This is a genomic window from Amphibacillus indicireducens, assembly GCF_039539605.1.
Taxonomy (GTDB): Bacteria; Bacillota; Bacilli; order Bacillales; family Amphibacillaceae; genus Amphibacillus; species Amphibacillus indicireducens.
On sequence record NZ_BAABDL010000050.1, the window covers coordinates 1 to 24,550 of the forward strand.

Consider the following 24,550-nt stretch of genomic DNA (forward strand, 5'->3'; position numbering starts at 1 on the left):
GCCGTATACGAGAACCGTATGTACGGTGGTGTGAGAGGGACGGAGGTTAGTCACCTCCCCCTATCTCAATTTATTAAAGAGAGATAGTTGCAAGTCACAGATCATCTAACATATACTGATTATAGTGGAAACTTTAAAGTACAGCACACTAGAAATATGTGAAAGTAATTTAATGAATTTCCAATTAAATTGATGAAAAAGAGAGGCTTTATTATGAAAAAAATTGCTTGGATTACGGATAGTACGTGTGGTTTATCACAGGACTTTATTGATCAGCATAATATATTTGTCCTACCAATGATTGTGATTATTAATAATATATCTTATCGTGAGGATATTGATATTACCAAAGATGAAGTATATCAGCTACTTCAACAACATGGTGAGGGTGCAAAGACAAGTCAACCACCATTTGGCGAATTTGTTGAGTTATATAAAAGGCTAAAAGATGAATACGAAATTGGTATTGCTCTTCATGCATCAAGCCAATTAACAGGTACGTATCAAAGTTCAATGAGTGCGGCAAAGATGGAAGACTTTCAAGTAGAAGTTATTGATTCTAAAATCGGTTCTTATGCACTTGGTAAGATGATTAAAAAGGGAATTCAAATGGAGCAAGAGGGTAAGTCTTATGATGAAATCGTTCGTGTCCTAAAAACGTATCCAGATCAAACTGAAATGTATTTATTACCGAGAAGTTTGGAACAGTTGAAGCGTAGTGGTCGTGTGAGCACAACTCAAGCAGTTTTTGCAAATTTATTAAAAATTAATTTAATCCTCCAATTTGATAATGGTAAAGTGATTGTTGAAGAGAAAATAAGAAGTCAGAAAAAAGCAGTGAAACATTTGTTTCAAAAGATTGAAGAAGTCTACCGAAGTGGTCGAGTAGATGAAATTGGAATAATGCATGCTGGAGCTAAAGAATTAGCTGAACAATGGAAAGATGAACTGAAACATTTATATGAAAATTTAAAAATTAGAGTAGAACCATTAGTGCCTGTGGCTGGAATCCATACAGGACATGGTACAATGGCAATATCTTGGTTGAAGATTTAAGCTGTAATAATAAATAGATTTCCGTACTGGAGTCTATTTATTTTTCTTTCAATTGTATAGTAAAAATCGGTGCTAAAATTTAATTATAAAGGAAATGTGAGCAACATGAATGAAATTTTTAACTCTGACTTTTTTATTATGAGCATGAGACTCTTGTTAGTAATAGTATTATCCGGTTTAATTGGATTTGAAAGAGAAATCAATAAGCATTCAGCTGGCTTTAGAACACACATCCTTGTAGGGGTAAGTTCATGTCTAATGATGCTTTTGTCATTGTACGGTTTTGAAGAATATAGCGATTCATTTCCAGAGTTCATTAGATTTGATCCTGCGAGAATCCCATCATACGTAATTAGTGGGATTGGTTTTTTAGGTGCAGGAACGATTATTGTCACTGGTGTCAATGTAAAAGGATTAACGACCGCTGCATCAATTTGGGCTGTTGCTGGTTTAGGCTTAGTCGTTGGAGTAGGCATGATTGAAATTGCAATATTAACAACAGTAATTATTATTTTTAGTTTGTTTTTTCTTAACAATGTTGAAAAATTGATTAATAAAAAAGACAATCGAAATTATTTACTAATAACGGTTACAAATATTAAAGTCATCGATCGTATTTTTTCGCAATTTAATGATCATAATGTTGAAGTAAGCAATATAAATTTTGAAAAAACTAATCAAGAAGATACTGTGATTACGCTGGATTTATTGCCTGGTAAAACAACAGTTATTGATCAGCTCTACCATGATTTATTAGCTATTGAACACGTTAAACAAGTTCGAGATACAAAAACAGTATAATATTTGCATCTGAACTAGAAGCAGTATAAAATATAACTATGGTCAAATATAGTCAAAGTCAAGCAGGAGGAGAAATAAGATGCGTAATATTTCAGATGTAATAGAGGCGCATTTGAAACAAATTATTGAACGAAATAAACATAAAACTGTTGAAATCAAACGAAGTGAGATTGCTGATCAATTTGCATGTGTTCCTTCTCAAATTAATTATGTCATCAACACTAGGTTCACACCGGAAAAGGGTTATCATGTTGAGAGTAAGCGTGGTGGTGGTGGCTATATTCGGATTCAACGTATGGCGGTGAATAGTAAGAATAACTTAATTGATGAATTGATTGATTTGGTTAGACCAAGTGTAGATCAACGTGTGGCTGTTGCTGTAATTGAAAGATTGTATGAACAAGAGTATATTTCAATTAGAGAAGCCAAGCTAATGATAAATGCAATCGATCGAGAAGTTTTGGCATTTAAGTTGCCAGTTCGTGATGAGTTACGTTCCCGAGTTTTAGTTGCGATGTTGAGAGCATTAAAACATAACTAAATTTTACACTCGTAAGGAGGGTTATCATTTGAAATGTGAAGTTTGTCAACAACGAGAAGTATCCGTTCATTTAACTAATTATCTTAATGGTCAAAAAACAGAAATTCATCTCTGCCAACAGTGTGCTATAGAAAAAGGGTATCTAGATGCAGATGAAGAGTCATATACGATTCACGATTTACTTAGTGGATTCTTCAATGTTCAAGCGAATCCAACTACAAAAGCAGAACCAGATCACCGTGCGGAACATCAATTGACATGTCCGCAATGCCAAATGACTTATCAACAGTTTAATAAAATTGGTAAATTCGGTTGTTCAAAGTGTTATCAAACATTTTCATCATTTTTAAATCCTATTTTTAGAAGGGTTCATAGTGGAAATACGGGTCATACTGGGAGAATACCTAAGCGACAACATGTTCACTTGCAGCATCAGCGATTAATTCAAAATTATCGTGATCAACTACAAGAGCTTGTTAAAGAGGAGAAATTTGAAGAGGCCGCAGAACTACGTGATAAAATTAAAGATTTAGAACAAGAAGGGAAATCTTCTGCCAAAAAAGGAGATGAGCTTTAATGTCATTACAGTCTTTTATTGATCAGGCGATAAGTCCTTGGATGCAAGAGCAAGGTCCAGACCATGACATCGTATTAAGCACACGAATTCGCTTAGCAAGAAATTTTACAGATGTGCCTTTCCCATTAAAGGCAGATGATACTAAGCTTCAGATCGTTTCCAATTGGTTAAAAGAACATTTTAATCATCAGTCTTTTTTAGAATATAAAAACTTAGAATATTTTGATATGGCAAGTTTACAGCAACTAGAAAAGCAAATTTTAGTGGAAAAACATCTAATTAGCCCATTATTAGCCGAGAGGGATAAAGTAAGTGGTGTCTTACTCTCAAAAAATGAGCAAGTATCAATTATGGTTAATGAAGAGGATCATATTCGATTACAACTTTATCTCCCGGGTTTACAACTTGAACGTGGTCTGACAGAGGCATTTAAAATTGATGATTGGTTAGAAGCAAAAATTGATTATGCATTTGATCAAGAGCGGGGATATTTAACAAGTTGTCCAACAAATGTAGGTACGGGACTTCGAGCTTCGGTTATGATGCATTTACCTGCACTGACATTAACGGGTAAAGTGAGAAAGATGCTTCCAGCAATTCATCAACTCGGTTTAGTTGTAAGAGGGATTTATGGTGAGGGTAGTAAAGCCCACGGAAATGTTTATCAAATTTCTAATCAAGTCACTTTAGGTCGATCAGAGCAAGATATCATTCACGACCTCCATAGTGTTGTTAAACAATTGATTAATTATGAGCGTAAAGCAAGACAATCACTCATTGAACAGTCAGGTATTCGGTTGGAGGATCGGATTTTTAGATCATACGGTACGTTAAAATATAGTCGGGTGATTGAATCGCAAGAAGCTGCCAAATGTTTATCAGATTTACGGCTAGCGATAGACCTTGGTTATATTCAAGATTTATCAACGACAGCTATCAATGAATTAATGATTTTAACACAGCCCGGTTTTTTACAACAATATACTCAAGAGATTCTGACACCTGAAAAGCGTGATGTTAAACGGGCAAGTATTATTCGAGAACGTTTAAGTATTGAAGATAAGTAAAGGAGGAAGATGCATCAATGATGTTTGGTAGATTTACAGAGAGAGCGCAGAAGGTTTTGGCGCTTTCACAAGAAGAAGCGATACGATTAGGACATAACAATATTGGAACTGAACACATATTACTAGGATTAATTCGAGAAGGTGAAGGGATCGCTGCTAAAGCACTTCACGCATTAGATTTAGAAAAAAATAAAATTCAAGAAGAAGTAGAGGCTTTAATAGGTGTTGGACAAAAGGGACCAAAAACAGTTCACTATACACCGAGAGCTAAGAAAGTGATTGAGTTATCAATGGATGAAGCGAGAAAACTTGGTCACACTTATGTTGGAACAGAGCATATATTACTAGGTTTAATTCGAGAAGGTGAAGGGATTGCAGCTCGAGTGTTAAATAATCTAGATGTTAGTCTCAACCGAGCGAGACAGCAGGTTTTACAACTGTTGGGCAGCAATGAGCCTGTCCGTAAAGGCCAAGCAAGACATACACAAAGTAACAACCCCGCTAGTACACCGACGCTGGACTCGTTGGCACGTGATTTAACACAGATCGCTAAAGAAGGTAATGTTGATCCAGTGATTGGTCGGGAGAAGGAAATTGAACGCGTCATTCAAGTGTTGAGTCGTCGTACGAAGAACAACCCAGTTTTAATTGGTGAACCTGGTGTTGGAAAAACTGCAGTGGCAGAAGGATTAGCCCAACAAATTATTAATAATGACGTCCCTGAAACATTACGAGATAAACGTGTGATGACGCTAGATATGGGAACGGTTGTTGCCGGTACGAAATATCGAGGAGAATTTGAAGACCGATTAAAGAAAGTAATGGAAGAAATTCGTCAAGCCGGTAATGTGATTTTATTTATTGATGAACTGCACACGTTAATTGGCGCTGGTGGGGCAGAAGGCGCAATAGATGCTTCAAATATATTAAAGCCATCATTAGCTAGAGGTGAATTACAGTGTATCGGTGCAACAACAATTGATGAATATCGAAAATATATTGAAAAAGATGCAGCACTAGAGCGACGGTTCCAACCAATCAAGGTGGACGAACCAACAACAGAAGAGTCAATTGAGATCTTAAGAGGACTTCGTGATCGTTACGAAGCACATCATCGTGTCACAATTACTGATGAGGCAATTGAGGCTGCTGTTCAGTTATCAAGCCGTTATATTACCGATCGTTTCTTACCAGATAAAGCGATTGACTTAATTGATGAAGCGGGGTCAAAAGTGCGTTTGCGTTCATATACCGCACCATCAAATTTAAAAGAATTAGAGCAAAAATTATCTGAAGTTAGAAAAGAAAAAGATGCGGCTGTTCAAAGTCAAGAATTTGAAAAGGCGGCCTCATTACGTGATCAAGAACAAAAACTACGAAAAGAATTAGAAAAAACTACAGAAAAATGGGCGGAAAAACAAGGTAAAGAAGACTCTCGCGTTGTCGTTGAAGACATTGCCTCAGTTGTATCAAATTGGACGGGAGTACCTGTCGATTCGTTAACTAAAGATGAAACAGAACGGTTATTGAATCTGGAAAACATTTTGCACAATCGACTAATTGGTCAAGCTGAAGCCGTGACTGCAGTATCTAAAGCGATCAGACGCGCACGTGCTGGACTAAAAGATCCAAAGCGTCCAATTGGTTCATTTATTTTCTTAGGCCCTACGGGTGTCGGAAAAACGGAATTAGCCCGTGCATTAGCAGAGGCGATGTTCGGTGATGAGGATGCGATGATCCGGATTGATATGTCTGAGTATATGGAAAAGCATACGACATCACGTCTAGTTGGTTCACCTCCAGGGTATGTTGGACATGAAGAAGGTGGTCAATTAACTGAGAAAGTCCGGAGCAAGCCGTACTCTGTTGTTTTACTCGATGAGATTGAAAAAGCACATCCAGAAGTGTTTAATATTTTGCTGCAAGTTTTAGAAGATGGTCGTTTAACAGACTCAAAAGGAAGACTAGTCGACTTTAGAAATACGGTTTTAATTATGACATCGAACGTTGGAGCAAGTGAGCTTCAAGCGAATAAATTTGTTGGCTTCAATATTGGTGATCAACAAGCGGATCATAAGCAGATGAAAGCAAAAGTAACAGATGCATTGAAAAAAGCATTCCGTCCGGAGTTCTTAAATCGAATCGATGAAACGATTGTCTTCCATGCGCTTGAACGGAAGCATATGAAAGACATCGTCACATTAATGATTAAGCAATTACAGAGTCGATTGGCTGAACAAGGTCTAAACTTTACATTATCAGCTAAAGGGATTGAAAAGATTGCTGAAGAAGGATTTGATCCGGAATATGGGGCACGACCGCTACGTCGTTCGATTCAAAAGAATATCGAGGATCTCCTGTCTGAAGCCCTGTTAAGAGGAGAAATTAGTAAAGACGAGCAGGTCCGGATTGGACTAAGCAGCAATGGCAAGTTTATCATATTAAATAAGTGAGAAATTGATCATTATGAATGCATGATAAGGTGTGTCAGGCAAATATCTTCTCTCTATTAGTTAGAAAAGCGAAAGGTAATCTTTACCTTTTGCTTTCTTTTACATATAATAGATGAAACGACTAAAGTAACCGCTCAGGTCAAATATTGTCTCAATCCGAGTTAATCTCGTTACAAATTTGCAATGATTACACTATTTTTACACAGATAATTAACCTGTATGTAATATTTGTAAGTTCAATATAGCGTATAATGAATGAAAGGGGAATGTGCATGGCAAAAAAAAGAACGAGCTTCGTTTGTCGTGATTGTGGCTATGAAACACCAAAATGGATGGGGAAATGCCCCAGTTGTAATCAGTGGAATACATTAGAAGAAGAACTAGTCGTGAAAACCACTTCAAAGCATCGTGGTTTAGGACAAGACAGTAAACAAAGACCTGAAAAAATAACTGCGATAGAAACAAAAGAAGAAGCTAGAATGAAAACAAAGATGCCAGAACTTAATCGAGTTCTTGGTGGTGGTGTAGTTCCGGGTTCACTCGTTCTAATTGGTGGAGACCCAGGTATCGGTAAATCAACATTATTACTCCAAATTTCAGATCAGTTAGCTAATCAAGACCATTCAGTCCTTTATATTTCTGGAGAGGAATCTGTACGTCAAACGAAATTACGTGCAGACCGACTTGGTGTTACGTCTGATCAATTGTATGTCCTGTCTGAAACGAATATGAGCTTGATTTCTGCGCAGATTGAACAGCTAGAGCCGACACTTGTTGTGATTGACTCAATTCAAACGATATTTAAAGATGAGGTGACAAGTGCTCCAGGAAGTGTCTCTCAAGTACGTGAATGTACAGGAGATTTGATGCGAATTGCCAAAACAAAGCATATCCCTATCTTTATCGTTGGTCATGTGACAAAAGAAGGTGCAATTGCTGGTCCAAGAATGCTTGAGCATATGGTAGATACTGTTCTTTACTTTGAGGGTGAACGACATCATACATACCGCATTTTGCGGGGTGTCAAAAACCGTTTTGGTAGCACGAATGAAATGGGTATTTTTGAGATGAAGGAATCCGGGCTTAAAGAAGTATTAAATCCGTCAGAAATATTTTTAGAAGAACGATCACAAGGAGTGGCAGGATCAACTGTCGTAGCTTCGATGGAAGGCACACGTCCCGTCCTTGTTGAGATCCAATCTTTAATCTCACCAACAAGTTTTGGTCAGGCTCGGCGAATGGCAACAGGGATTGATCATAATCGAGTGCCATTGCTGATGGCCGTTCTAGAAAAGCGAGTCGGTTTATTAATGCAAAATCAAGATGCATATGTGAAAGTTGCTGGTGGAATCAAATTGGATGAACCAGCGATAGACTTAGCAGTCGCGATCAGTATTGCTTCTAGTTTTAAAGGAAAAGCTTGCTCTCCCTACGATGTTTTAATTGGAGAAGTCGGCTTGACTGGGGAAATCCGTCGTGTCTCTAGAATTGAACAACGGATACAGGAGGCTAATAAGCTTGGGTTTAAGCGAGCAATTATTCCGGCACGTAATTTAGATGGACTGCAAACACCCGATTCAATTGAAATTATCGGTGTTGATTCAATTCAAGAAGCATTGAAAGTGACTTTACAAGAGTAAATCTAGTATTTTTTGAAAAAAGAAGGTTAAATTTATCTAATATTGGGGATTATAATAACTAGGAGGTGAAAAAATGTGCTAAGAAGAATTGTTCAGTTATTTATTATTATTGCTGGAGGGACAATCGGCTTTCTCTACTTACCATTTTTGTTCCAAATCATTGGCTTTACGAAAGGAACGTGGATTGATCAGCCATTTGTTGCTCCATATATCGGTTTAATTCTTGGTGCAATTATTTTATATTTATTATCTTTTTGGCTTGTCGATTATATCGTTTCATTTGTTCAATATTTAGAAAAAGCTTTACTAGGTGCGCCGTTAATTAATTTGCTATTTGGTGGTATCGGTCTAACGATTGGTTTACTGATTGCATACTTAATTTATCAACCGATTTATGAACTCCAGATCTTAGTTGTTTCTCAAACGGTACCACTCTTTACGATGGGTTTATTTGGTTATCTAGGTTTCCAAGTCGGTTTTAAACGTCGTGATGAAATTTTAAATATTATGACTTTAGCAAAAAAAGATAAGGATCAAAAATTAACAACAGATGAAGAACGGCATCATCAGCATGGACCAAAACCAAAAATTCTTGATACAAGTGTGATAATCGATGGTCGCATTGCAGATATTTGTCAAACGCATTTTATTGAAGGAACAATTATTATTCCTCAATTTGTATTACAAGAGCTCCAACACATTGCGGATTCATCTGATGCATTAAAACGAAATCGTGGTCGTCGAGGTTTAGATATATTAAATCGACTACAAAAAGATGCAACGAAGAATATTGAGATGTACGAAGGTGATTTTGAAGATACTCAAGAAGTAGATAGCAAGCTGGTCAAGTTGGCAAAGCTTGTTGATGGCATTGTTGTGACAAATGACTTTAATTTAAACAAGGTTTGTGAGTTTCAAAATGTCCAAGTTCTAAATATCAATGATTTAGCAAATGCTGTTAAGCCAGTTGTTTTACCGGGTGAATTACTCAAAGTCCAAGTGATTAAGGATGGAAAAGAGCATGATCAAGGTGTTGCTTATTTAGATGATGGGACAATGATCGTTGTTGAGGAAGGTAGAAACTTTATTGGTGAAGCGATTGACGTCATTATTACGAGTGTATTACAGACATCAGCAGGAAGAATGATTTTCGCAAAACCGAAAGCACTTGAAAAAGCGCTCTAAAAAGGGTATAAATAATAGAGGAGAGAAAGTGATAACAAGCGTTATCACTTTTTCTGATGATCAGTGAAAATCGAGATAAAGAAATTCAAATAGTAATCGTGATTGAAAGGGGAAGTTAGCTCATGACAAAAAAAGTACGAGTACGGTATGCACCGAGCCCTACAGGTGACTTGCATATTGGAAATGCTAGAACTGCACTATTTAATTATCTATTTGCTAAGCACTTCGGCGGAGAATTTATTATTCGAACGGAAGATACAGATGAGAAGAGAAATGTTGAGGGTGGAGAAGAAAGTCAACTTAATTATTTAAAGTGGCTTGGTTTGGAGTGGGATGAAGCTGCTGATATCGGTGGTGACTATGGCCCATATCGACAAACTGAACGGTTAGATATCTATCAAAAATATGTTGACCAATTACTTGAACGTGACTTAGCTTATAAATGCTATATGACAGAAGAAGAGTTAGACAAAGAACGAGAAGAGCAGCGTGCAAATGGTCAAGTGCCAAAGTATTCAGGTGCACATGCGAATTTAACAGCAGAGCAAATTGCCCAATTTGAAGCAGAAGGTCGCGAGGCGAGTATTCGTTTTAGAGTGCCGAAGGATGTAACCTATACATTTAACGATATTGTTAGAGGTGACATTACCTTTGAATCAAGTGACTTTGGTGACTGGGTCATTGTGAAGAAGAATGGGATCCCAACTTATAACTTTGCTGTTGCAATTGATGATCACTTAATGGAGATTAGCCACGTATTACGTGGTGAAGAACACATTTCCAATACACCAAAACAAATGATGGTCTTTGACGCATTTAATTGGGAGATTCCTAAATATGGTCACATGACATTGATTTTAAATAAAGCACGGAAGAAGTTAAGTAAACGCGATCAAGATGTTGTCCAGTTTATTGAACAATATCATAACTTAGGCTACTTACCAGAAGCGATGTTTAACTTCATTACTTTATTAGGCTGGTCGCCAGTCGGTGAAGAAGAGATTTTCACTAAGGAAGAAATTATTAAAATATTTGATCCAAGTAGATTGTCAACATCAGCGGCAATTTTTGATTCGAAAAAATTGCAGTGGATGAATAATCAATACATTAAAACATTAACTGCTGATCAAGTGAATGAACTAACACTGCCTCATTTAATTGAAGCGGGAAGAATCTCAGCTGATGCGGACGAAGAAACGAAGGCTTGGGCGATTAACTTAATCGCTCTATACAAAGATCAACTGAGTTACGGTGCTGAGATTGTTGAATTAACCGAGCTTTTCTTCCAAACGAAGATCAGTTATAATGAAGATGCACAAGCTGTTTTAGCTGAAGAACAAGTTGCTGAAGTATTAAATGTCTTTAAAAATAAATTAACAGAGTTAGAAAATTGGGAGCCCCAAGCAATAAAAACTGCTGTTAAGGCAACTCAAAAAGAAACACAACAAAAAGGTAAAAAATTATTCATGCCGATTCGTGTTGCAACAACAGGTCAATTACATGGTCCAGAGTTACCAAATGCCATTTATCTATTAGGCAAAGAAACGGTCCTGACACGATTAGATGACGTGTTAGTTAGCTTTTAATCACGAATCAATCTGACACGCATATAAATAATCATAAAATGTAGAAGAGGATAGAAATTGGTTCAATGCTTATTTAGAGAAAATCACCTCGGCTGAAAGTGATTTTAAGCAGACTAATTTTATGCACCTCGGAGTCTTTTACTGAACAGATCAGTAAGTAAAAGCGGCAACTCACCGTTAGCTGAGTGTAAGTTGAGATTAGGCTACACATGCTTAATCTAAACAGAGTGGAACCGCGTTTACCAAGGCGTCTCTGTGTATTGAATACACAAAGACGCCTTTTTGTCGTTTTTAATTAGTTTGGAGGTGTTAGAAATGGCCTTTTTTAAACGAATAAAAGAAGATATTCAAGTTGTTTTCGATCAAGATCCAGCTGCACGTTCATATTTAGAAGTTATTTTTACCTATTCGGGTGTACATGCGCTTTGGCTTCATCGAATTGCACATTTCTTTTATCGAAAGAAGTTCTTCTTTTTTGCTCGGATCATTTCACAATTTGCTCGATTCTTTACAGGCATAGAGATCCATCCAGGTGCTCAGATTGGTCGTCGTTTTTTCATTGACCACGGGATGGGGGTTGTGATTGGAGAAACGTGTGAAATTGGTGATAACGTTACGATCTATCAAGGTGTCACATTAGGTGGGACTGGAAAGGAAAGGGGCAAACGCCACCCAACGATTAAAGATCATGCCCTTATTGCTACAGGAGCTAAAGTGTTAGGGTCAATCACGATTGGTGCGTATTCTAAAGTTGGAGCAGGCTCTGTCGTGCTTAAAGATGTTCCAGACTATTCGACAGTAGTAGGGATTCCTGGTCATGTTGTTGTCCAAAATGGCAAGCGTGTTGATCAAAAACTTGACCATAACAAACTACCAGATCCGATTGATGATTATATTGTTGAATTACAAGCAGAAGTTAAGAAGATTAAGCAAGAGTTAGATGTAATTAAGGGAGAGAAGCAAGATGACGATTAAGATGTATAATACATTGACACGAAAAAAAGAGATCTTTCAACCGATCGATCCAAAGCAGGTAAAAATGTATGTCTGTGGTCCAACGGTTTATAATTATATTCATATCGGTAACGCACGACCGGCGATTGTGTTTGATACGATTCGACGTTATTTGGAGTACCGCGGCTATGACGTAAAATACTTGTTAAATTTTACAGACATTGATGACAAGATTATCAATGAAGCAAAACAATTAAATGAAGATGTTGAAACACTAACGAATCGATTTATCACTGCGTATAAAGAGGATGTTGGTGCATTAGGTGTTCGCCCGGCTACCCATCATCCGAGAGTGACGGAAACGATCGATGAAATCATCCAGTTTATCGCTGATTTAATTGAAAAAGGTTTTGCCTATCAAGTAAATGGTGATGTTTATTATAAGACACGTGAATTTAAAAACTACGGCAAGCTATCTGCCCAGCCGCTTGATGATTTACGAGCGGGTGCACGAATCCAAGTCGACGAGCATAAAAAAGATCCACTCGATTTTGCATTGTGGAAAGCTGCTAAACAGGGAGAAATTGCCTGGTCATCACCATGGGGAGAAGGTCGTCCGGGTTGGCATATTGAATGTTCAGTGATGGCAAAAAAACACTTAGGTGCAACGATTGATATTCATGCTGGTGGTCAAGATTTGACCTTCCCACATCATGAAAATGAAATTGCACAATCAGAAGCACGTAACGGCAAAAAATTCGCTAACTACTGGCTTCATAATGGCTATATTACGATTGATGACGAAAAGATGTCGAAATCACTAGGGAATTTTGTTTTAGCTCGTGATCTGATTAAACAATATCGCCCAGAATTGATTCGCTTCTTTATGCTCAGTGTCCATTACCGTCAACCAATTAATTTTAACGACGCATTAATTAATCAATCAAAGCAAGGTTTTGACCGAATTGTAAATAGTTATCAAAACGTTCATTACCGAATGGGCAGTGCAAGTGAAGGTGACGAGCAATATCAAGCAAAACTATTACAAATTAAAGATGAGTTTATTAATGAAATGAATGATGACTTCAATACGGCAAATGCGATTAGTGTGCTCTATGAACTAGTAAAAGAGGCAAACTTAGCAATCGAAAACCCAGAAGTAACGAAAGCAAGCTTAGCCAGTTTTCTTACTCTGTTTGATCAGTTTTTCTCTATATTAGGGCTCAATCTAACGTTACAAGATGAGCTAATTGATGAAGAGATTGATCAATTATTAGTCGAGCGCGATGAGGCACGTGCAGCTAAAAACTTTGCCAGAGCAGATGAAATTCGTGAGTTGCTAAAAGAACAGTCGATTATTTTGGAAGATACCGCTCAAGGAACTCGTTGGAAAAGAGGATAAGCATGAAGGTCAATGAAGTGAAACAAATGAAAAGCTTAGCGCTCGCTTATATGGGTGACGCAATCTATGAGGTTTACGTGCGTGATTATTTAATTCGTAATCACCATGCGAAAGTAAATGACTTGCACCAAAATGCGATTAAATATGTAGCGGCAAAAGCTCAAGCTAAAGTTTTGCGCTACTGGCTTGAAACAAAAGCGTTGGATGAAGAAGAAGAAGGTGTCGTTAGGCGTGGTCGGAATGCGAAGGCAGGATCAGTTCCTAAAAACACAGATATTATGACCTACCGTTATAGTACAGCTTTTGAAGCGCTACTAGGCTTTCATTATTATACAGATAATCAAACAAGATTAAATGAATTAATCGAACAAGCAATCACTTTTGTTGAGAGAGGAAGATAAACAGATGAATGAAGAATGGCTAATCGGCAAAAATCCAATTACAGAAGCATTTAGGTCTGGCCGGGCGATTAATAAATTATTCATTGGAGACTACGTAAATCCAAATTCAATTGACGAGATTCAAAAGCTCGCTAGAAAGCAAGGCGTCCAGATTAAGCGAGTCCCAAAACAAAAGCTCGATCAATTAGCAAGTGGTAAACATCAAGGTTTAGTAGCCGCTGTAGCAGCATATGATTATGCGACAATCGATGATTTATTTGCTAGAGCAGAGGAAAAGGGAGAGCTACCTTTCTTTATGCTATTGGATGGCATTGAAGACCCACATAATTTAGGTTCTATTTTACGAACGGCTGATGCAACAGGTGTACATGGTGTAATTATTCCAAAAAATCGAGCAGTTGGTTTAACGAGTGTTGTCGCAAAGACATCGGCTGGTGCAATCGAATATGTTCCAGTTGCTCGAGTCACAAACATGGCACAAACAATCGAAGAATTAAAATCTCGACATGTCTGGGTGATCGGGACAGATATGGATGCAGATAAAGACTATCGCGAACTAGAAGGCGATCTTGCCTTAGCCTTAGTCATTGGTAATGAAGGAAAAGGAATCAGCCGTCTTGTTCGGGATAAATGTGACTGGACTGTGAACTTAGCGATGAAAGGTCAAGTCTCATCACTAAATGCATCTGTCGCATCTGGTGTCTTGATGTATGAAGTTTTCCGAAAGCGTAGCCCTTTGGGGGATTAAGCAGATGGATGTCTTATTAGTCGATGGCTATAATATTATCGGTGATTGGGACGAGCTCAAAGAATTACGCGATGTTGACCTTGATCAAGCGCGTCAATTGTTAATCGAAAAAATGGCTGATTATCAGGCGTATCAAGGAATTCGAGTAATAATTGTTTTTGATGCGTATGAAGTTAAAGGTCTAGAGACAAAGGATTCAAAATATAATATTGAGATTATTTATACGAAAGAAAAAGAAACGGCAGATCAGTGTATTGAGCGACTAGTCAAACAAATTATCAATGTTCAAACAAAAGTATATGTTGCTACGAGCGACTTTACTGAACAGCGGACAATCTTTCAACAAGGTGCCTACCGTAAGTCAGCGCGTGAATTAGCAATAGAAGTGAATCAAATAAAAAAAGAAATTTCTAATGACCTTAGAAGCTTTGAAACGCAAAAAAAAGGGCGATCTCTCCCGATAAATCAGGATATTCTGGACCAATTTGAGAAAATGAGACGTGGGAGGCATTAAAACCACTAGTTGACGGAAGTTAAGCGCTTACTGTATAATATTTCTATTAGATAGTTCAGGGGGAGTTTGGGTTGGAGAAACAGCTTCACGGTGTGAACAATCAATTCATATCTTTTGATCAGCTTGATGATAGTGAAATTATCACGCTTATTCGCCAAGGAAATAGCCAAGCTGTTGATTTCTTAATTCAAAAATATCGACCTTTCGTCAGGATAAAAGCAAGTGCATATTTTTTGATTGGGGCAGACCATGAGGATATCGTTCAAGAAGGAATGATCGGACTCTATAAAGCTGTTCGTGATTATAAAGATAAACATCAAACCTCGTTTCGTGCCTTTGCAGATCTTTGTATTAAGAGGCAGATTATCACGGCGATTAAAGCTGCTACAAGGCAAAAGCACATTCCACTTAACTCCTATGTTTCATTAGATAAGCCAATCTACGATGAAGAATCTGAGCGAACGTTATTAGATGTTTTAACAAATGTCGAGAAAATAGATGATCCTGAAGAGCTAATCATTAATCAAGAAAACCGTTGTTTAGTTGAAGGGAAGATTATTAAACTACTCAGTCGCTTTGAGTGTGATGTGCTTTATTTGTACTTAGATGGTCGAACATACCAAGAGATATCAGTTGAGTTAAATCGACATACTAAAGCAATTGACAATGCCCTTACACGTGTTAAGAAAAAACTCGAACGCTATTTAGATGTAGCGGGAGCGGAGTTATAATTGAATTGAAAGCGAACGTTGACACGGTTTAACAAGCGTGCTACATTAGAAGATGTGCTAGATTAATAATAAGGTGATTATATGAAAAAGAAGCTAGCTCTTGCATGTGAAGTATGTGGGAGTCGAAATTACCATTCTGACAAAAGTTCGGCAAGCCCTGAACGATTAGAACTGAAGAAATTTTGTAAGAGATGTAATCAACATACATTACATCGTGAGACTAAATAAGTTGAATGCATTAATAAATCATTATTTTATAGATAAAAATTTTATGTTTGGAGGAACTCCTTGTGAAAGCTGTATCATTTTTAAAAAATGTTTCGCGAGAAATGAAAAAAGTCTCTTGGCCAGGTAAGCAAGAATTATACCGCTATACTGTGACCGTCGTTGTAACAGTTGTTTTAATCGCTCTATTTTTCACGGTTGTCGATTTTGGTATCAGTCAAATTTTGAATCTCTTTTTTGATTAACAGAGTGGATTTTGTGTTATAATGAAAGAAGTATAAATCGAGTGACTTACAACCCGTGTTAACGGGTTTTTTTAAATTGAAAACTAATCACAAATTATGATTATCGTTAAGCTCATCTGTATGGATGAGAGTCATTTTGATTAACGGACAAGGAGGTTTGAAGATGGAGAAACAATGGTATGTCGTTCATACGTATTCAGGTTATGAAAACAAAGTAAAAACGAACTTAGAAAAAAGACTTGCATCGATGGGTATGGAAGATAAAATTTTCCGTATTTTAGTCCCTGAGGAAGAAGAAACAGAGATGAAGCAAGGTAAGCGTAAAGTCTCAATGAAAAAGGTTTTCCCTGGCTATGTTTTAGCTGAGATGATTATGACGGACGATTCTTGGTATGTCGTTCGAAATACTCCGGGAGTAACGGGCTTTGTTGGTTCAGCTGGATCAGGTTCAAAGCCAACCCCACTATTGCCTGAAGAAGCAGAAATGATTCTTAAGCGCATGGGTATGAAGGAAACGGAAATTGAGGTTGACTTTGAAGTTGGTGAGTCAGTTACAGTTGCAGATGGTCCGTTTAGTAATTTTACTGGTGTCATTGAGCAGATCGATACTGACCGTCAAAAGGTCAAAGTACTTGTTAACATGTTCGGTCGTGAAACACCAGTCGAACTTGATTTTACACAAGTTGAAAAGCTTTAATCTAGTTCAGGATAGAAGGAAGTTTCCTGATTTGATGGAAGATGAACAATTTTATTTATAATAAGTGAGTTCAGCTCTTGCAATATTAAGTTGAACATGCTAAAATCTTAATGTTCTTTATGCCTCGAGTTTCAAGACAATAATAGAGATGAACATGAGTGGGAGGGTTAACACCCTGTGACCACATCACGGACTTAAGGAGGTGTGTCTCGTGGCTAAAAAAGTAATTAAAGTTGTAAAACTACAAATTCCAGCAGGTAAAGCAAACCCAGCTCCACCAGTAGGACCGGCACTAGGTCAGGCAGGTATTAACATCATGGGTTTCTGTAAAGAATTTAACGCTCAAACACAGGAGCAAGCTGGACTAATTATTCCGGTAGAAATTTCGGTTTTTGAAGACCGTTCATTTACGTTTATTACCAAAACTCCACCGGCAGCTGTATTGCTTAAAAAAGCGGCGGGTATCGATAAGGCATCAGGTGAACCAAATCGTAACAAGGTAGCTACAGTTAAGCGTGCTAAAGTACAAGAAATCGCAGAATTGAAGATGCCAGATTTAAACGCAGCTGATGTAGAAGCGGCTATGCAGATGGTCGAAGGTACTGCACGCAGTATGGGAATTACGATCGAAGATTAATTTTGTTTTATGTTGGAGATGAGGGTTGCGTAGGTGGTTGAGTTGCCATTGCGCAACCTTTTTGCAGGTAAAGAACTGAGGCATAGTTAAACTCACCCGCTTAGCGATAAGTGGGCTCGCTTTATTAAGTGGGAGGTATAACCGTTAATACCACATCTTAGGAGGAAAAATAATGGCTAAAAAATCAAAAAAGCAACAAGAAGCTTTGAAGTCAGTTGACCGTACAAAAGCGTACGACGTTAAAGAAGCTCTTGAATTAGTAAAAGAAAATGCAACAGCAAAATTTGATGAAACAGTTGAGGTTGCTTTCCGTTTAGGAATAGATCCTAAAAAAGCAGATCAACAACTTCGTGGCGCAATGGTATTGCCACACGGTACAGGAAAAACTCAAACAGTTCTAGTCTTTGCTAAAGGTGATAAAGCTAAGGAAGCTGAAGCTGCAGGCGCGGACTTTGTTGGAGATGAAGATCTGATTAACAAAATCAATCAAGGTTGGTTAGGTTTTGATGTGATTGTTGCTACACCTGATATGATGGCTGAAGTAGGTAAGTTAGGCCGCGTTTTAGGACCTAAAGGCTTAATGCCAAACCCTAAAACAGGAACAGTAACATTTGAAGTTGAAAAAGCTGTTCAAGAAATTAAAGCTGGTAAAGTAGAATACCGTGTTGATAAACAATCAAACGTGCATGTGCCGATTGGTAAAGCATCATTTGAACTTGATCAACTAGAAGATAACCTTAAGGCAATTGCTGATGTTATTGTTAAAGCAAAGCCGCAATCTTCTAAAGGGATTTACTTACGCAACATTGCTGTAACATCAACGATGGGTCCTGGCGTTAAAATTGACCCAGCTGAATTTACTTCAAAATAAACCTTGACTTTATGATAACATACAGCTATAATAGCTTAGGTTAAAATAATAGTTATACCGTAGACAGTAGGGGCCGAAAGAAGCTTAATAACCTACCGAGGTGTTGGATAAAGGCGATGATTATCTCTGGATGACATTTGCCCAATCGTTCACACATTCTCCCTTGCGTCTACTATCGATGCAAGGGTTTTTAATTTTTAAATTCATTTTACGGTATGGTTGAACATTAAATGGGAGGTGGAATCATGTCAAAGGTTATGGATAAAAAGAAACAAGTTGTTTCTGAAATTGCGACTAAATTCCGCGAGAGTCAATCAACAGTTTTAGTTGATTATCGTGGTTTAGATGTGGCGGAAGTTACTGAATTACGTAAGCAACTTCGTGAAGCTGGTGTTGAGTATAAGGTTTACAAAAACTCAATGTCACGCCGTGCAGCAGCAGAAGTTGAACTTTCAGAGTTAGATGAAATTTTAGTTGGACCAACTGCAATCGCATTTAGTCAAGACGATGTTGTTGCTCCTGCAAAAATTATTAATAACTTTGCTAAAGATCATAAAGATCTAGAAATTAAAGGTGGCGTTATTGAAGGAAACATTGTAACACTTGATCAAATCAAGGAACTTGCAGACCTTCCAAACTACGAAGGTTTACTATCTATGTTACTCAGTGTTCTTCAAGCACCAGTTCGAAACTTTGCTTATGCAGCTAAAGCAATCGCAGAGCAAAAAGAAGAGCAAGAAGCTTAATCTGATTTGAAATATCTAAAAAACTTACACAATTATTAGGAGGAAAAAAGAATGTCTAAAGATCAAATTATTGAAGCGATTAAAGAAATGTCAGTTCTTGAATTAAATGATTTAGTTAAAGCAATTGAAGAAGAGTTTGGCGTAACAGCAGCAGCTCCTGTTGCAGTAGCAGGTGGAGCAGCAGGTGGAGCGGCAGAAGAAGAGAAAACTGAATTTGACGTTGTTCTTGCGGATGTAGGTTCAGCGAAGATTAAAGTTGTTAAAGCAGTACGTGAAATCACTGGTCTTGGCTTGAAAGATGCAAAAGACCTTGTTGATAAAGCACCAGGTGCAATTAAAGAAGGCGTAGCTAAAGAAGAAGCTGAAGAAATGAAAGCTAAACTTGAAGAAGCAGGCGCTTCAGTAGAATTAAAGTAAGCTTTAATTAAATAACAAAGGCTCGTCTAATATAGGCGAGCCTTTGTTTACTACTTTTAAGTGAATGAGTTGTGATCAAGATAGGATAACAATTGTCAGCCAGCAGAAGTGAAAACCACAAACAAAAAAGTAGGTGCTAATACTATGTCTGAGCAATACTTTACGCAACATCCCCAAACAAAAAGTAATCCAAAAACATGGACGTACAAACTTCGAGACCGAATGTTAACATTTAAAAGTGATGCTGGTGTTTTTTCTAAAAATACGGTTGATTTTGGTTCGAGAACTTTGATCGAGGCGTTCATACTTCCGGAAGTTGAGGGTGCAATTGTTGATATGGGTTGTGGATATGGCCCGATTGGATTATCAATTGCTATGGCATATCCAGATCGACAAGTCATCATGGGTGATATTAATGAGCGTGCCGTTCAATTGGCGAAGGAAAATGCGGAGGCAAATAAACTGACCAATGTTCAAGTTTTTTTGAGTGATCAGTTTGCGGGACTCCCGAAACATTCCTATGCAGTGGTTTTGACTAATCCGCCAATTCGGGTTGGAAAAAAGGTTGTCCACGCTATGTTTGAGCAAGCGCACCAATATCTTAGTGCCGATGGTGAGTTATGGGTCGTGATCCAAAAAAAGCAGGGAGCGCCTTCTGCTATTAAGAAAATGGAATCAATTTTTCAAGAAGTAGAAGTTGTTGTTAAGGAAAAGGGCTATTTTATTATCCGAGCAACAAAATAATCAGGGAGTATTTGACTCTAATATAAGCTTGTGGTAGTATAAGAAGATGGCAGTAGCATGTTTTGTTGTCAAGTGTTATTTTAAATAAAATGTATATTTTTGTGATTGAATGGACAAGATGGTTAGAACGGGGTAGAGGGCTTGGTTGATTTTTAAAGAGTTAGGTCAAGTGGGATCCTCTATTTATTGACGGCTACTAATCACTTATGTGTCCGCACAAAATAAAGGGAACTTGTTGAAAAATCTTTCTGTTACACATCGGTTAAATATACTTAAGAAATTAATAGGGAAAGGTTGCAACAAGTATTTCATTATCTTTAAATATGCTCAAGTGAAGTCAGTGTGTTCCGCGAGAGCACTATTGTTGTTTCATTCGTCTGTTTACTTATTCGCAGACTAAACAAGCCAAAGACTGACGAAGTTATTGTAAGTTTTTTGTTCGTTTAATACCGAACAAGTAATATGTTTAAATTATACCTTTTCCAATTCAGATGTCAATAGTCGAATCTAAACATTGACGGGATAAGGTGTAGCATAGTTAATAGCTTTCTTGGTTAAGTTTTATTCATTACTACTTAAACTGACGTAAATGATATTCGCGTCTTAAGTAGCAGGAAAGCATGATCTTCTACTGGTGAAACTAGTGGGAGGAAGAGTTTTTCTAATCTTGATTTGAGGGGTGAAGCAGTTGACAGGTCAACTAGTTCAGTATGGACGACACCGCAAGCGCAGAAGCTACGCACGTATTAATGAGGTATTAGAATTACCAAATTTGATTGAGATTCAAACAGCTTCCTATAATTGGTTCTTGGAAGAAGGAATGCGAGAAATGTTTAAAGATATTTCTCCGATCGAGGATTTCCAAGGTAATCTTTCACTTGAATTTGTCGATTATAAGCTTGAAGAGCCAAAGTATGAAGTTGATGAATCGAAAGAACGCGATGTAACTTACAATGCACCGCTACGTGTTAAGGTTCGTTTATTGAATAATGAAACTGGTGAAGTAAAAGAACAAGAAGTGTTTATGGGCGATTTCCCGCTGATGACTGATACGGGAACATTTATAATAAATGGTGCAGAGCGAGTGATTGTTTCGCAATTAGTCCGATCACCAAGCGTTTACTTCAATGAAAAGTTAGATAAGAATGGAAAAATGGGGTATACAGCAACAGTTATCCCCAACCGAGGCGCGTGGCTAGAATTTGAGACAGACGCCAAAGATGTTGTTCACGTTCGGATTGATCGAACTAGAAAACTACCAATTACGGTCTTGCTACGAGCACTGGGCTTTAGTTCAGACCAAGAGATTATTGATTTAATTGGTGACAATGAATATTTACGTAACACATTAGAGAAAGATAATACAGAATCAAGTGAAAAAGCATTGCTAGAAATATATGAGCGTTTGAGACCGGGTGAACCACCAACGATTGAAAATGCAAAAAGTCTAATGGTCTCTCGCTTTTTTGATCCGAAACGCTACGATTTAGCACATGTAGGTCGCTATAAAATTAATAAAAAACTTCATATGAAGAATCGTCTCTTTAATCAAGTTCTTGCTGAAACTTTAGTTGATCACGAAACAGGTGAAGTGTTAGCTGAAAAAGGAACAAAATTAGATCGGCGAACACTGAATAAGTTAATGCCTTATATTGACCGAGCAGAAGATCGTCTTGGTGAGCAGGTAATTGAGCCAAGTGAAGGCGTTCTTGATGATCCAATTGGAATCCACTCAATAAAAATTATTGATCCAACTGATCCAGAAGGCGAACGAACCTTAAATGTGATTGACAATGGTGTGATTGATGAAGCGGTTAAGAATATTACCCCCGCTGATATTATTGCCTCAGTAAACTATTTCTTTAATATTTTACATCGGGTTGGTCATACAGATGATATTGATCATTTAGGTAATCGTCGCTTACGTTCAGTGGGTGAATTACTGCAAAATCAATTCAGAATTGGTTTGTCACGAATGGAAAGGGTTGTTCGTGAACGGATGTCGATTCAGGATACATCGACAATTACACCACAACAATTGATTAACATTCGACCTGTAATTGCGTCGATTAAAGAATTTTTTGGTAGTTCGCAATTATCTCAGTTTATGGATCAAACGAATCCATTGGCTGAATTAACACATAAACGACGCTTGTCAGCATTGGGACCGGGCGGTTTGACTAGAGAGCGTGCGGGCTTTGAAGTTCGAGATGTTCACTACTCACACTATGGTCGAATGTGTCCAATTGAAACACCAGAAGGTCCGAACATCGGACTAATTAACTCATTATCTTCTTATGCCAAGGTCAACAAATTTGGTTTTATTGAAACACCATATCGCCGAGTTGATCATGAAACGGGTAAAGTCACGCATGAGTATGATTATTTAACGGCAGACGAAGAAGACAATTATGTAGTTGCTCAAGCGAATGCTCGCTTAAATGAAGATGGTACATTTGCAGATGAAGAAGTTATTGCGCGCTTCCGTGGCGAAAACACAACGGTAAGCCGTGATCGCATTGATTATATGGATGTATCACCAAAGCAAGTCGTTTCAACGGCAACAGCTTGTATTCCGTTCTTGGAAAACGATGACTCGAACCGTGCGTTAATGGGGGCTAACATGCAACGTCAAGCCGTTCCATTAATTCGACCACATGCGCCGATTGTAGGAACAGGGATGGAATATGTCTCTGGGAAAGACTCTGGAGCAGCAATCATTAGTCGTACTGATGGTATCGTCGAGCATGTAGAGGCAAAGACGATTCAAGTGAGACGGATTGCCGAAGTTGATGGTAAAGAAGTTAAAGGTGATTTAGAACACTATAAGTTACAGAAGTTTGTTCGTTCCAACCAAGGAACTTGTTATAACCAAATTCCAATTGTTAAAGTGGGAGATCACGTTGTTAAAGGTGATATTTTAGCAGATGGTCCTTCAATGGAGCAAGGAGAACTTGCTCTAGGTCAAAACGTACTCGTTGCTTTTATGACGTGGGAAGGCTTTAACTATGAAGATGCGATTATTATGAGCGAACGATTAGTTAAAGACGATGTTTATACGTCGATTCATATTGAAGAGTATGAATCAGATGCTCGAGATACAAAACTAGGTCCTGAAGAAATTACAAGAGACATTCCAAACGTTGGAGAGGACGCCTTGCGTAATCTCGATGACCGAGGAATTATCCGTGTCGGAGCTGAGGTTGAAGACGGTGATCTACTAGTTGGAAAAGTTACGCCAAAAGGAGTAACTGAACTTTCAGCAGAGGAACGACTCTTACACGCAATCTTCGGTGAAAAAGCTCGAGAAGTTCGTGACACGTCACTACGTGTACCACACGGCGCTGGTGGAATTGTCTTAGATGTTAAGATCTTTAATCGTGAAGATGGCGATGAACTACCACCAGGTGTGAATCAGCTCGTGCGCGTTTATATTGTTCAAAAGCGTAAGATTCACGAAGGCGACAAGATGGCAGGTCGTCACGGTAACAAAGGGGTTATTTCTAAAGTACTCCCCGAAGAAGATATGCCATACCTACCGGATGGAACACCGATTGATATTATGTTAAACCCATTAGGAGTACCATCTCGGATGAACATCGGCCAGGTGTTAGAGCTTCATTTAGGAATGGCTGCTAAAAACCTAGGTATTCATGTCGCATCACCAGTATTTGATGGTGCAAGTGAAGAAGACGTTTGGGAGACGATCGAAGAAGCAGGGATGGCACGAGATGCTAAAACAATTCTTTACGATGGTCGAACAGGCGAAGCATTTGATAATCGAATTTCAGTAGGAATTATGTACATGCTTAAACTAGCTCACATGGTAGATGATAAGTTACACGCCCGCTCAACTGGACCATACTCACTTGTTACTCAACAACCGTTAGGTGGTAAGGCGCAGTTTGGTGGACAGCGATTTGGTGAGATGGAAGTATGGGCACTGGAAGCTTACGGTGCTGCTTACACATTGCAAGAGATTTTAACAGTTAAATCGGATGACGTTGTTGGACGTGTTAAGACTTATGAGGCGATTGTTAAAGGGGAAAACGTACCTGAAGCAGGAATCCCAGAATCGTTTAAAGTACTAATTAAAGAGTTACAAAGTTTAGGAATGGACGTCAAGATGCTCTCAGCAGACGAAGAGGAAATTGAGATTAGAGATCTTGATGAAGATAAACTATCAACAGAACAATTTAATTTAGAAGTGCAAGAAAAGTAGTAGCTTCATTTACTTGTTTTAAGATCATTGGGGGTGGGAAGATCGCTTACCCCGCCTCTCCTGATCTAACACATACTAAAGGGAGGTAGA

General features: G+C 38.0%; 24 protein-coding genes and 2 other annotated features. All 24 genes read left to right on the forward strand.

The window, feature by feature from the left end; genetic code table 11:
* Window positions 1-213 precede the first annotated feature (213 nt).
* The 24 genes from ABD814_RS04505 to rpoB all read left to right on the forward strand — a co-directional run bounded on the left by ABD814_RS04505 (window position 214) and on the right by rpoB (window position 24,460).
* On the forward strand, window positions 214-1,056 hold the full coding sequence (locus ABD814_RS04505) for a DegV family protein (protein WP_344910767.1): 843 nt from the start codon (window positions 214-216) through the stop codon (window positions 1,054-1,056).
* Between the two features lie 144 nt (window positions 1,057-1,200).
* Window positions 1,201-1,857, forward strand: coding sequence for an MgtC/SapB family protein (locus tag ABD814_RS04510; protein WP_344910911.1), 657 nt, complete (start codon window positions 1,201-1,203; stop codon window positions 1,855-1,857).
* 79 nt (window positions 1,858-1,936) lie between these two features.
* Window positions 1,937-2,398, forward strand: coding sequence for a CtsR family transcriptional regulator (locus tag ABD814_RS04515; protein WP_344910769.1), 462 nt, complete (start codon window positions 1,937-1,939; stop codon window positions 2,396-2,398).
* Window positions 2,399-2,426: 28 nt separating this feature from the next.
* On the forward strand, window positions 2,427-2,975 hold the full coding sequence (gene mcsA, locus ABD814_RS04520; RefSeq protein ID WP_344910771.1) for a protein-arginine kinase activator protein McsA: 549 nt from the start codon (window positions 2,427-2,429) through the stop codon (window positions 2,973-2,975).
* Window positions 2,975-4,042 carry a protein-arginine kinase McsB gene (gene mcsB, locus ABD814_RS04525; RefSeq protein WP_344910773.1) on the forward strand — a complete coding sequence of 356 codons (1,068 nt, stop codon included), beginning with the start codon at window positions 2,975-2,977 and terminating at the stop codon, window positions 4,040-4,042. Before mcsA ends, mcsB begins: the two co-directional genes overlap by 1 nt.
* A gap of 17 nt (window positions 4,043-4,059) precedes the next feature.
* Window positions 4,060-6,495 carry an ATP-dependent Clp protease ATP-binding subunit gene (locus tag ABD814_RS04530; protein ID WP_344910776.1) on the forward strand — a complete coding sequence of 812 codons (2,436 nt, stop codon included), beginning with the start codon at window positions 4,060-4,062 and terminating at the stop codon, window positions 6,493-6,495.
* Window positions 6,496-6,767: 272 nt separating this feature from the next.
* Complete coding sequence (radA, locus tag ABD814_RS04535; protein ID WP_344910778.1) at window positions 6,768-8,135, forward strand: DNA repair protein RadA; 1,368 nt, start codon at window positions 6,768-6,770, stop codon at window positions 8,133-8,135.
* 75 nt (window positions 8,136-8,210) lie between these two features.
* A complete protein-coding gene (locus ABD814_RS04540) occupies window positions 8,211-9,320 on the forward strand; it encodes a PIN/TRAM domain-containing protein (RefSeq protein ID WP_344910780.1) in 1,110 nt (369 codons plus the stop codon).
* Between the two features lie 122 nt (window positions 9,321-9,442).
* Window positions 9,443-10,906 (forward strand): glutamate--tRNA ligase, encoded by a 1,464-nt coding sequence (gene gltX, locus ABD814_RS04545; protein ID WP_344910783.1) that lies wholly within the window; start codon window positions 9,443-9,445, stop codon window positions 10,904-10,906.
* A 32-nt stretch (window positions 10,907-10,938) separates the two neighbouring features.
* Window positions 10,939-11,164: a binding site (T-box leader), on the forward strand.
* 57 nt (window positions 11,165-11,221) lie between these two features.
* Window positions 11,222-11,881: a serine O-acetyltransferase gene (gene cysE, locus ABD814_RS04550; protein ID WP_344910786.1), complete on the forward strand. Its 660-nt coding sequence runs from the start codon at window positions 11,222-11,224 to the stop codon at window positions 11,879-11,881.
* Window positions 11,871-13,262 carry a cysteine--tRNA ligase gene (cysS, locus tag ABD814_RS04555; RefSeq protein ID WP_344910788.1) on the forward strand — a complete coding sequence of 464 codons (1,392 nt, stop codon included), beginning with the start codon at window positions 11,871-11,873 and terminating at the stop codon, window positions 13,260-13,262. Before cysE ends, cysS begins: the two co-directional genes overlap by 11 nt.
* 2 nt (window positions 13,263-13,264) lie before the next feature.
* Window positions 13,265-13,663 (forward strand): Mini-ribonuclease 3, encoded by a 399-nt coding sequence (locus ABD814_RS04560; protein WP_344910791.1) that lies wholly within the window; start codon window positions 13,265-13,267, stop codon window positions 13,661-13,663.
* A gap of 4 nt (window positions 13,664-13,667) precedes the next feature.
* Window positions 13,668-14,411 (forward strand): 23S rRNA (guanosine(2251)-2'-O)-methyltransferase RlmB, encoded by a 744-nt coding sequence (gene rlmB / locus ABD814_RS04565; protein ID WP_344910793.1) that lies wholly within the window; start codon window positions 13,668-13,670, stop codon window positions 14,409-14,411.
* Window positions 14,412-14,415: 4 nt separating this feature from the next.
* On the forward strand, window positions 14,416-14,925 hold the full coding sequence (locus tag ABD814_RS04570; RefSeq protein WP_344910795.1) for an NYN domain-containing protein: 510 nt from the start codon (window positions 14,416-14,418) through the stop codon (window positions 14,923-14,925).
* 71 nt (window positions 14,926-14,996) lie between these two features.
* Window positions 14,997-15,656, forward strand: a complete 660-nt coding sequence (gene sigH / locus ABD814_RS04575; protein ID WP_344910798.1) for an RNA polymerase sporulation sigma factor SigH — start codon at window positions 14,997-14,999, stop codon at window positions 15,654-15,656.
* 81 nt (window positions 15,657-15,737) lie between these two features.
* On the forward strand, window positions 15,738-15,884 hold the full coding sequence (gene rpmG, locus ABD814_RS04580; protein ID WP_344910801.1) for a 50S ribosomal protein L33: 147 nt from the start codon (window positions 15,738-15,740) through the stop codon (window positions 15,882-15,884).
* A gap of 62 nt (window positions 15,885-15,946) precedes the next feature.
* Window positions 15,947-16,126 carry a preprotein translocase subunit SecE gene (secE, locus tag ABD814_RS04585; RefSeq protein WP_344910803.1) on the forward strand — a complete coding sequence of 60 codons (180 nt, stop codon included), beginning with the start codon at window positions 15,947-15,949 and terminating at the stop codon, window positions 16,124-16,126.
* A gap of 163 nt (window positions 16,127-16,289) precedes the next feature.
* On the forward strand, window positions 16,290-16,823 hold the full coding sequence (gene nusG, locus ABD814_RS04590) for a transcription termination/antitermination protein NusG (RefSeq protein WP_344910805.1): 534 nt from the start codon (window positions 16,290-16,292) through the stop codon (window positions 16,821-16,823).
* 211 nt (window positions 16,824-17,034) lie between these two features.
* Window positions 17,035-17,460, forward strand: a complete 426-nt coding sequence (rplK, locus tag ABD814_RS04595) for a 50S ribosomal protein L11 (protein WP_344910807.1) — start codon at window positions 17,035-17,037, stop codon at window positions 17,458-17,460.
* A 172-nt stretch (window positions 17,461-17,632) separates the two neighbouring features.
* On the forward strand, window positions 17,633-18,331 hold the full coding sequence (gene rplA, locus ABD814_RS04600; protein WP_344910809.1) for a 50S ribosomal protein L1: 699 nt from the start codon (window positions 17,633-17,635) through the stop codon (window positions 18,329-18,331).
* A 39-nt stretch (window positions 18,332-18,370) separates the two neighbouring features.
* Window positions 18,371-18,533 (forward strand) — a sequence feature (ribosomal protein L10 leader region).
* A gap of 43 nt (window positions 18,534-18,576) precedes the next feature.
* Complete coding sequence (gene rplJ, locus ABD814_RS04605; RefSeq protein WP_344910810.1) at window positions 18,577-19,077, forward strand: 50S ribosomal protein L10; 501 nt, start codon at window positions 18,577-18,579, stop codon at window positions 19,075-19,077.
* A 51-nt stretch (window positions 19,078-19,128) separates the two neighbouring features.
* Complete coding sequence (gene rplL, locus ABD814_RS04610; RefSeq protein WP_344910813.1) at window positions 19,129-19,494, forward strand: 50S ribosomal protein L7/L12; 366 nt, start codon at window positions 19,129-19,131, stop codon at window positions 19,492-19,494.
* A gap of 144 nt (window positions 19,495-19,638) precedes the next feature.
* Entirely contained in the window at window positions 19,639-20,238 is a 600-nt protein-coding gene (locus ABD814_RS04615) for a class I SAM-dependent methyltransferase (RefSeq protein WP_344910816.1), read from the forward strand.
* A gap of 688 nt (window positions 20,239-20,926) precedes the next feature.
* Window positions 20,927-24,460 carry a DNA-directed RNA polymerase subunit beta gene (gene rpoB / locus ABD814_RS04620; protein WP_344910818.1) on the forward strand — a complete coding sequence of 1,178 codons (3,534 nt, stop codon included), beginning with the start codon at window positions 20,927-20,929 and terminating at the stop codon, window positions 24,458-24,460.
* Window positions 24,461-24,550 lie beyond the last annotated feature (90 nt).

Coding starts and splice junctions, on each gene's coding strand:
- ABD814_RS04505 (WP_344910767.1), top strand. CDS start 214: ATGAAAAAAATTGCTTGGATTACGGATAGTACGTGTGGTTTATCACAG.
- ABD814_RS04510 (WP_344910911.1), top strand. CDS start 1,201: ATGAGACTCTTGTTAGTAATAGTATTATCCGGTTTAATTGGATTTGAA.
- ABD814_RS04515 (WP_344910769.1), top strand. CDS start 1,937: ATGCGTAATATTTCAGATGTAATAGAGGCGCATTTGAAACAAATTATT.
- mcsB (WP_344910773.1), top strand. CDS start 2,975: ATGTCATTACAGTCTTTTATTGATCAGGCGATAAGTCCTTGGATGCAA.
- ABD814_RS04530 (WP_344910776.1), top strand. CDS start 4,060: ATGATGTTTGGTAGATTTACAGAGAGAGCGCAGAAGGTTTTGGCGCTT.
- radA (WP_344910778.1), top strand. CDS start 6,768: ATGGCAAAAAAAAGAACGAGCTTCGTTTGTCGTGATTGTGGCTATGAA.
- gltX (WP_344910783.1), top strand. CDS start 9,443: ATGACAAAAAAAGTACGAGTACGGTATGCACCGAGCCCTACAGGTGAC.
- cysE (WP_344910786.1), top strand. CDS start 11,222: ATGGCCTTTTTTAAACGAATAAAAGAAGATATTCAAGTTGTTTTCGAT.
- cysS (WP_344910788.1), top strand. CDS start 11,871: ATGACGATTAAGATGTATAATACATTGACACGAAAAAAAGAGATCTTT.
- ABD814_RS04560 (WP_344910791.1), top strand. CDS start 13,265: ATGAAGGTCAATGAAGTGAAACAAATGAAAAGCTTAGCGCTCGCTTAT.
- rlmB (WP_344910793.1), top strand. CDS start 13,668: ATGAATGAAGAATGGCTAATCGGCAAAAATCCAATTACAGAAGCATTT.
- ABD814_RS04570 (WP_344910795.1), top strand. CDS start 14,416: ATGGATGTCTTATTAGTCGATGGCTATAATATTATCGGTGATTGGGAC.
- rpmG (WP_344910801.1), top strand. CDS start 15,738: ATGAAAAAGAAGCTAGCTCTTGCATGTGAAGTATGTGGGAGTCGAAAT.
- nusG (WP_344910805.1), top strand. CDS start 16,290: ATGGAGAAACAATGGTATGTCGTTCATACGTATTCAGGTTATGAAAAC.
- rplA (WP_344910809.1), top strand. CDS start 17,633: ATGGCTAAAAAATCAAAAAAGCAACAAGAAGCTTTGAAGTCAGTTGAC.
- rplJ (WP_344910810.1), top strand. CDS start 18,577: ATGTCAAAGGTTATGGATAAAAAGAAACAAGTTGTTTCTGAAATTGCG.
- rplL (WP_344910813.1), top strand. CDS start 19,129: ATGTCTAAAGATCAAATTATTGAAGCGATTAAAGAAATGTCAGTTCTT.
- ABD814_RS04615 (WP_344910816.1), top strand. CDS start 19,639: ATGTCTGAGCAATACTTTACGCAACATCCCCAAACAAAAAGTAATCCA.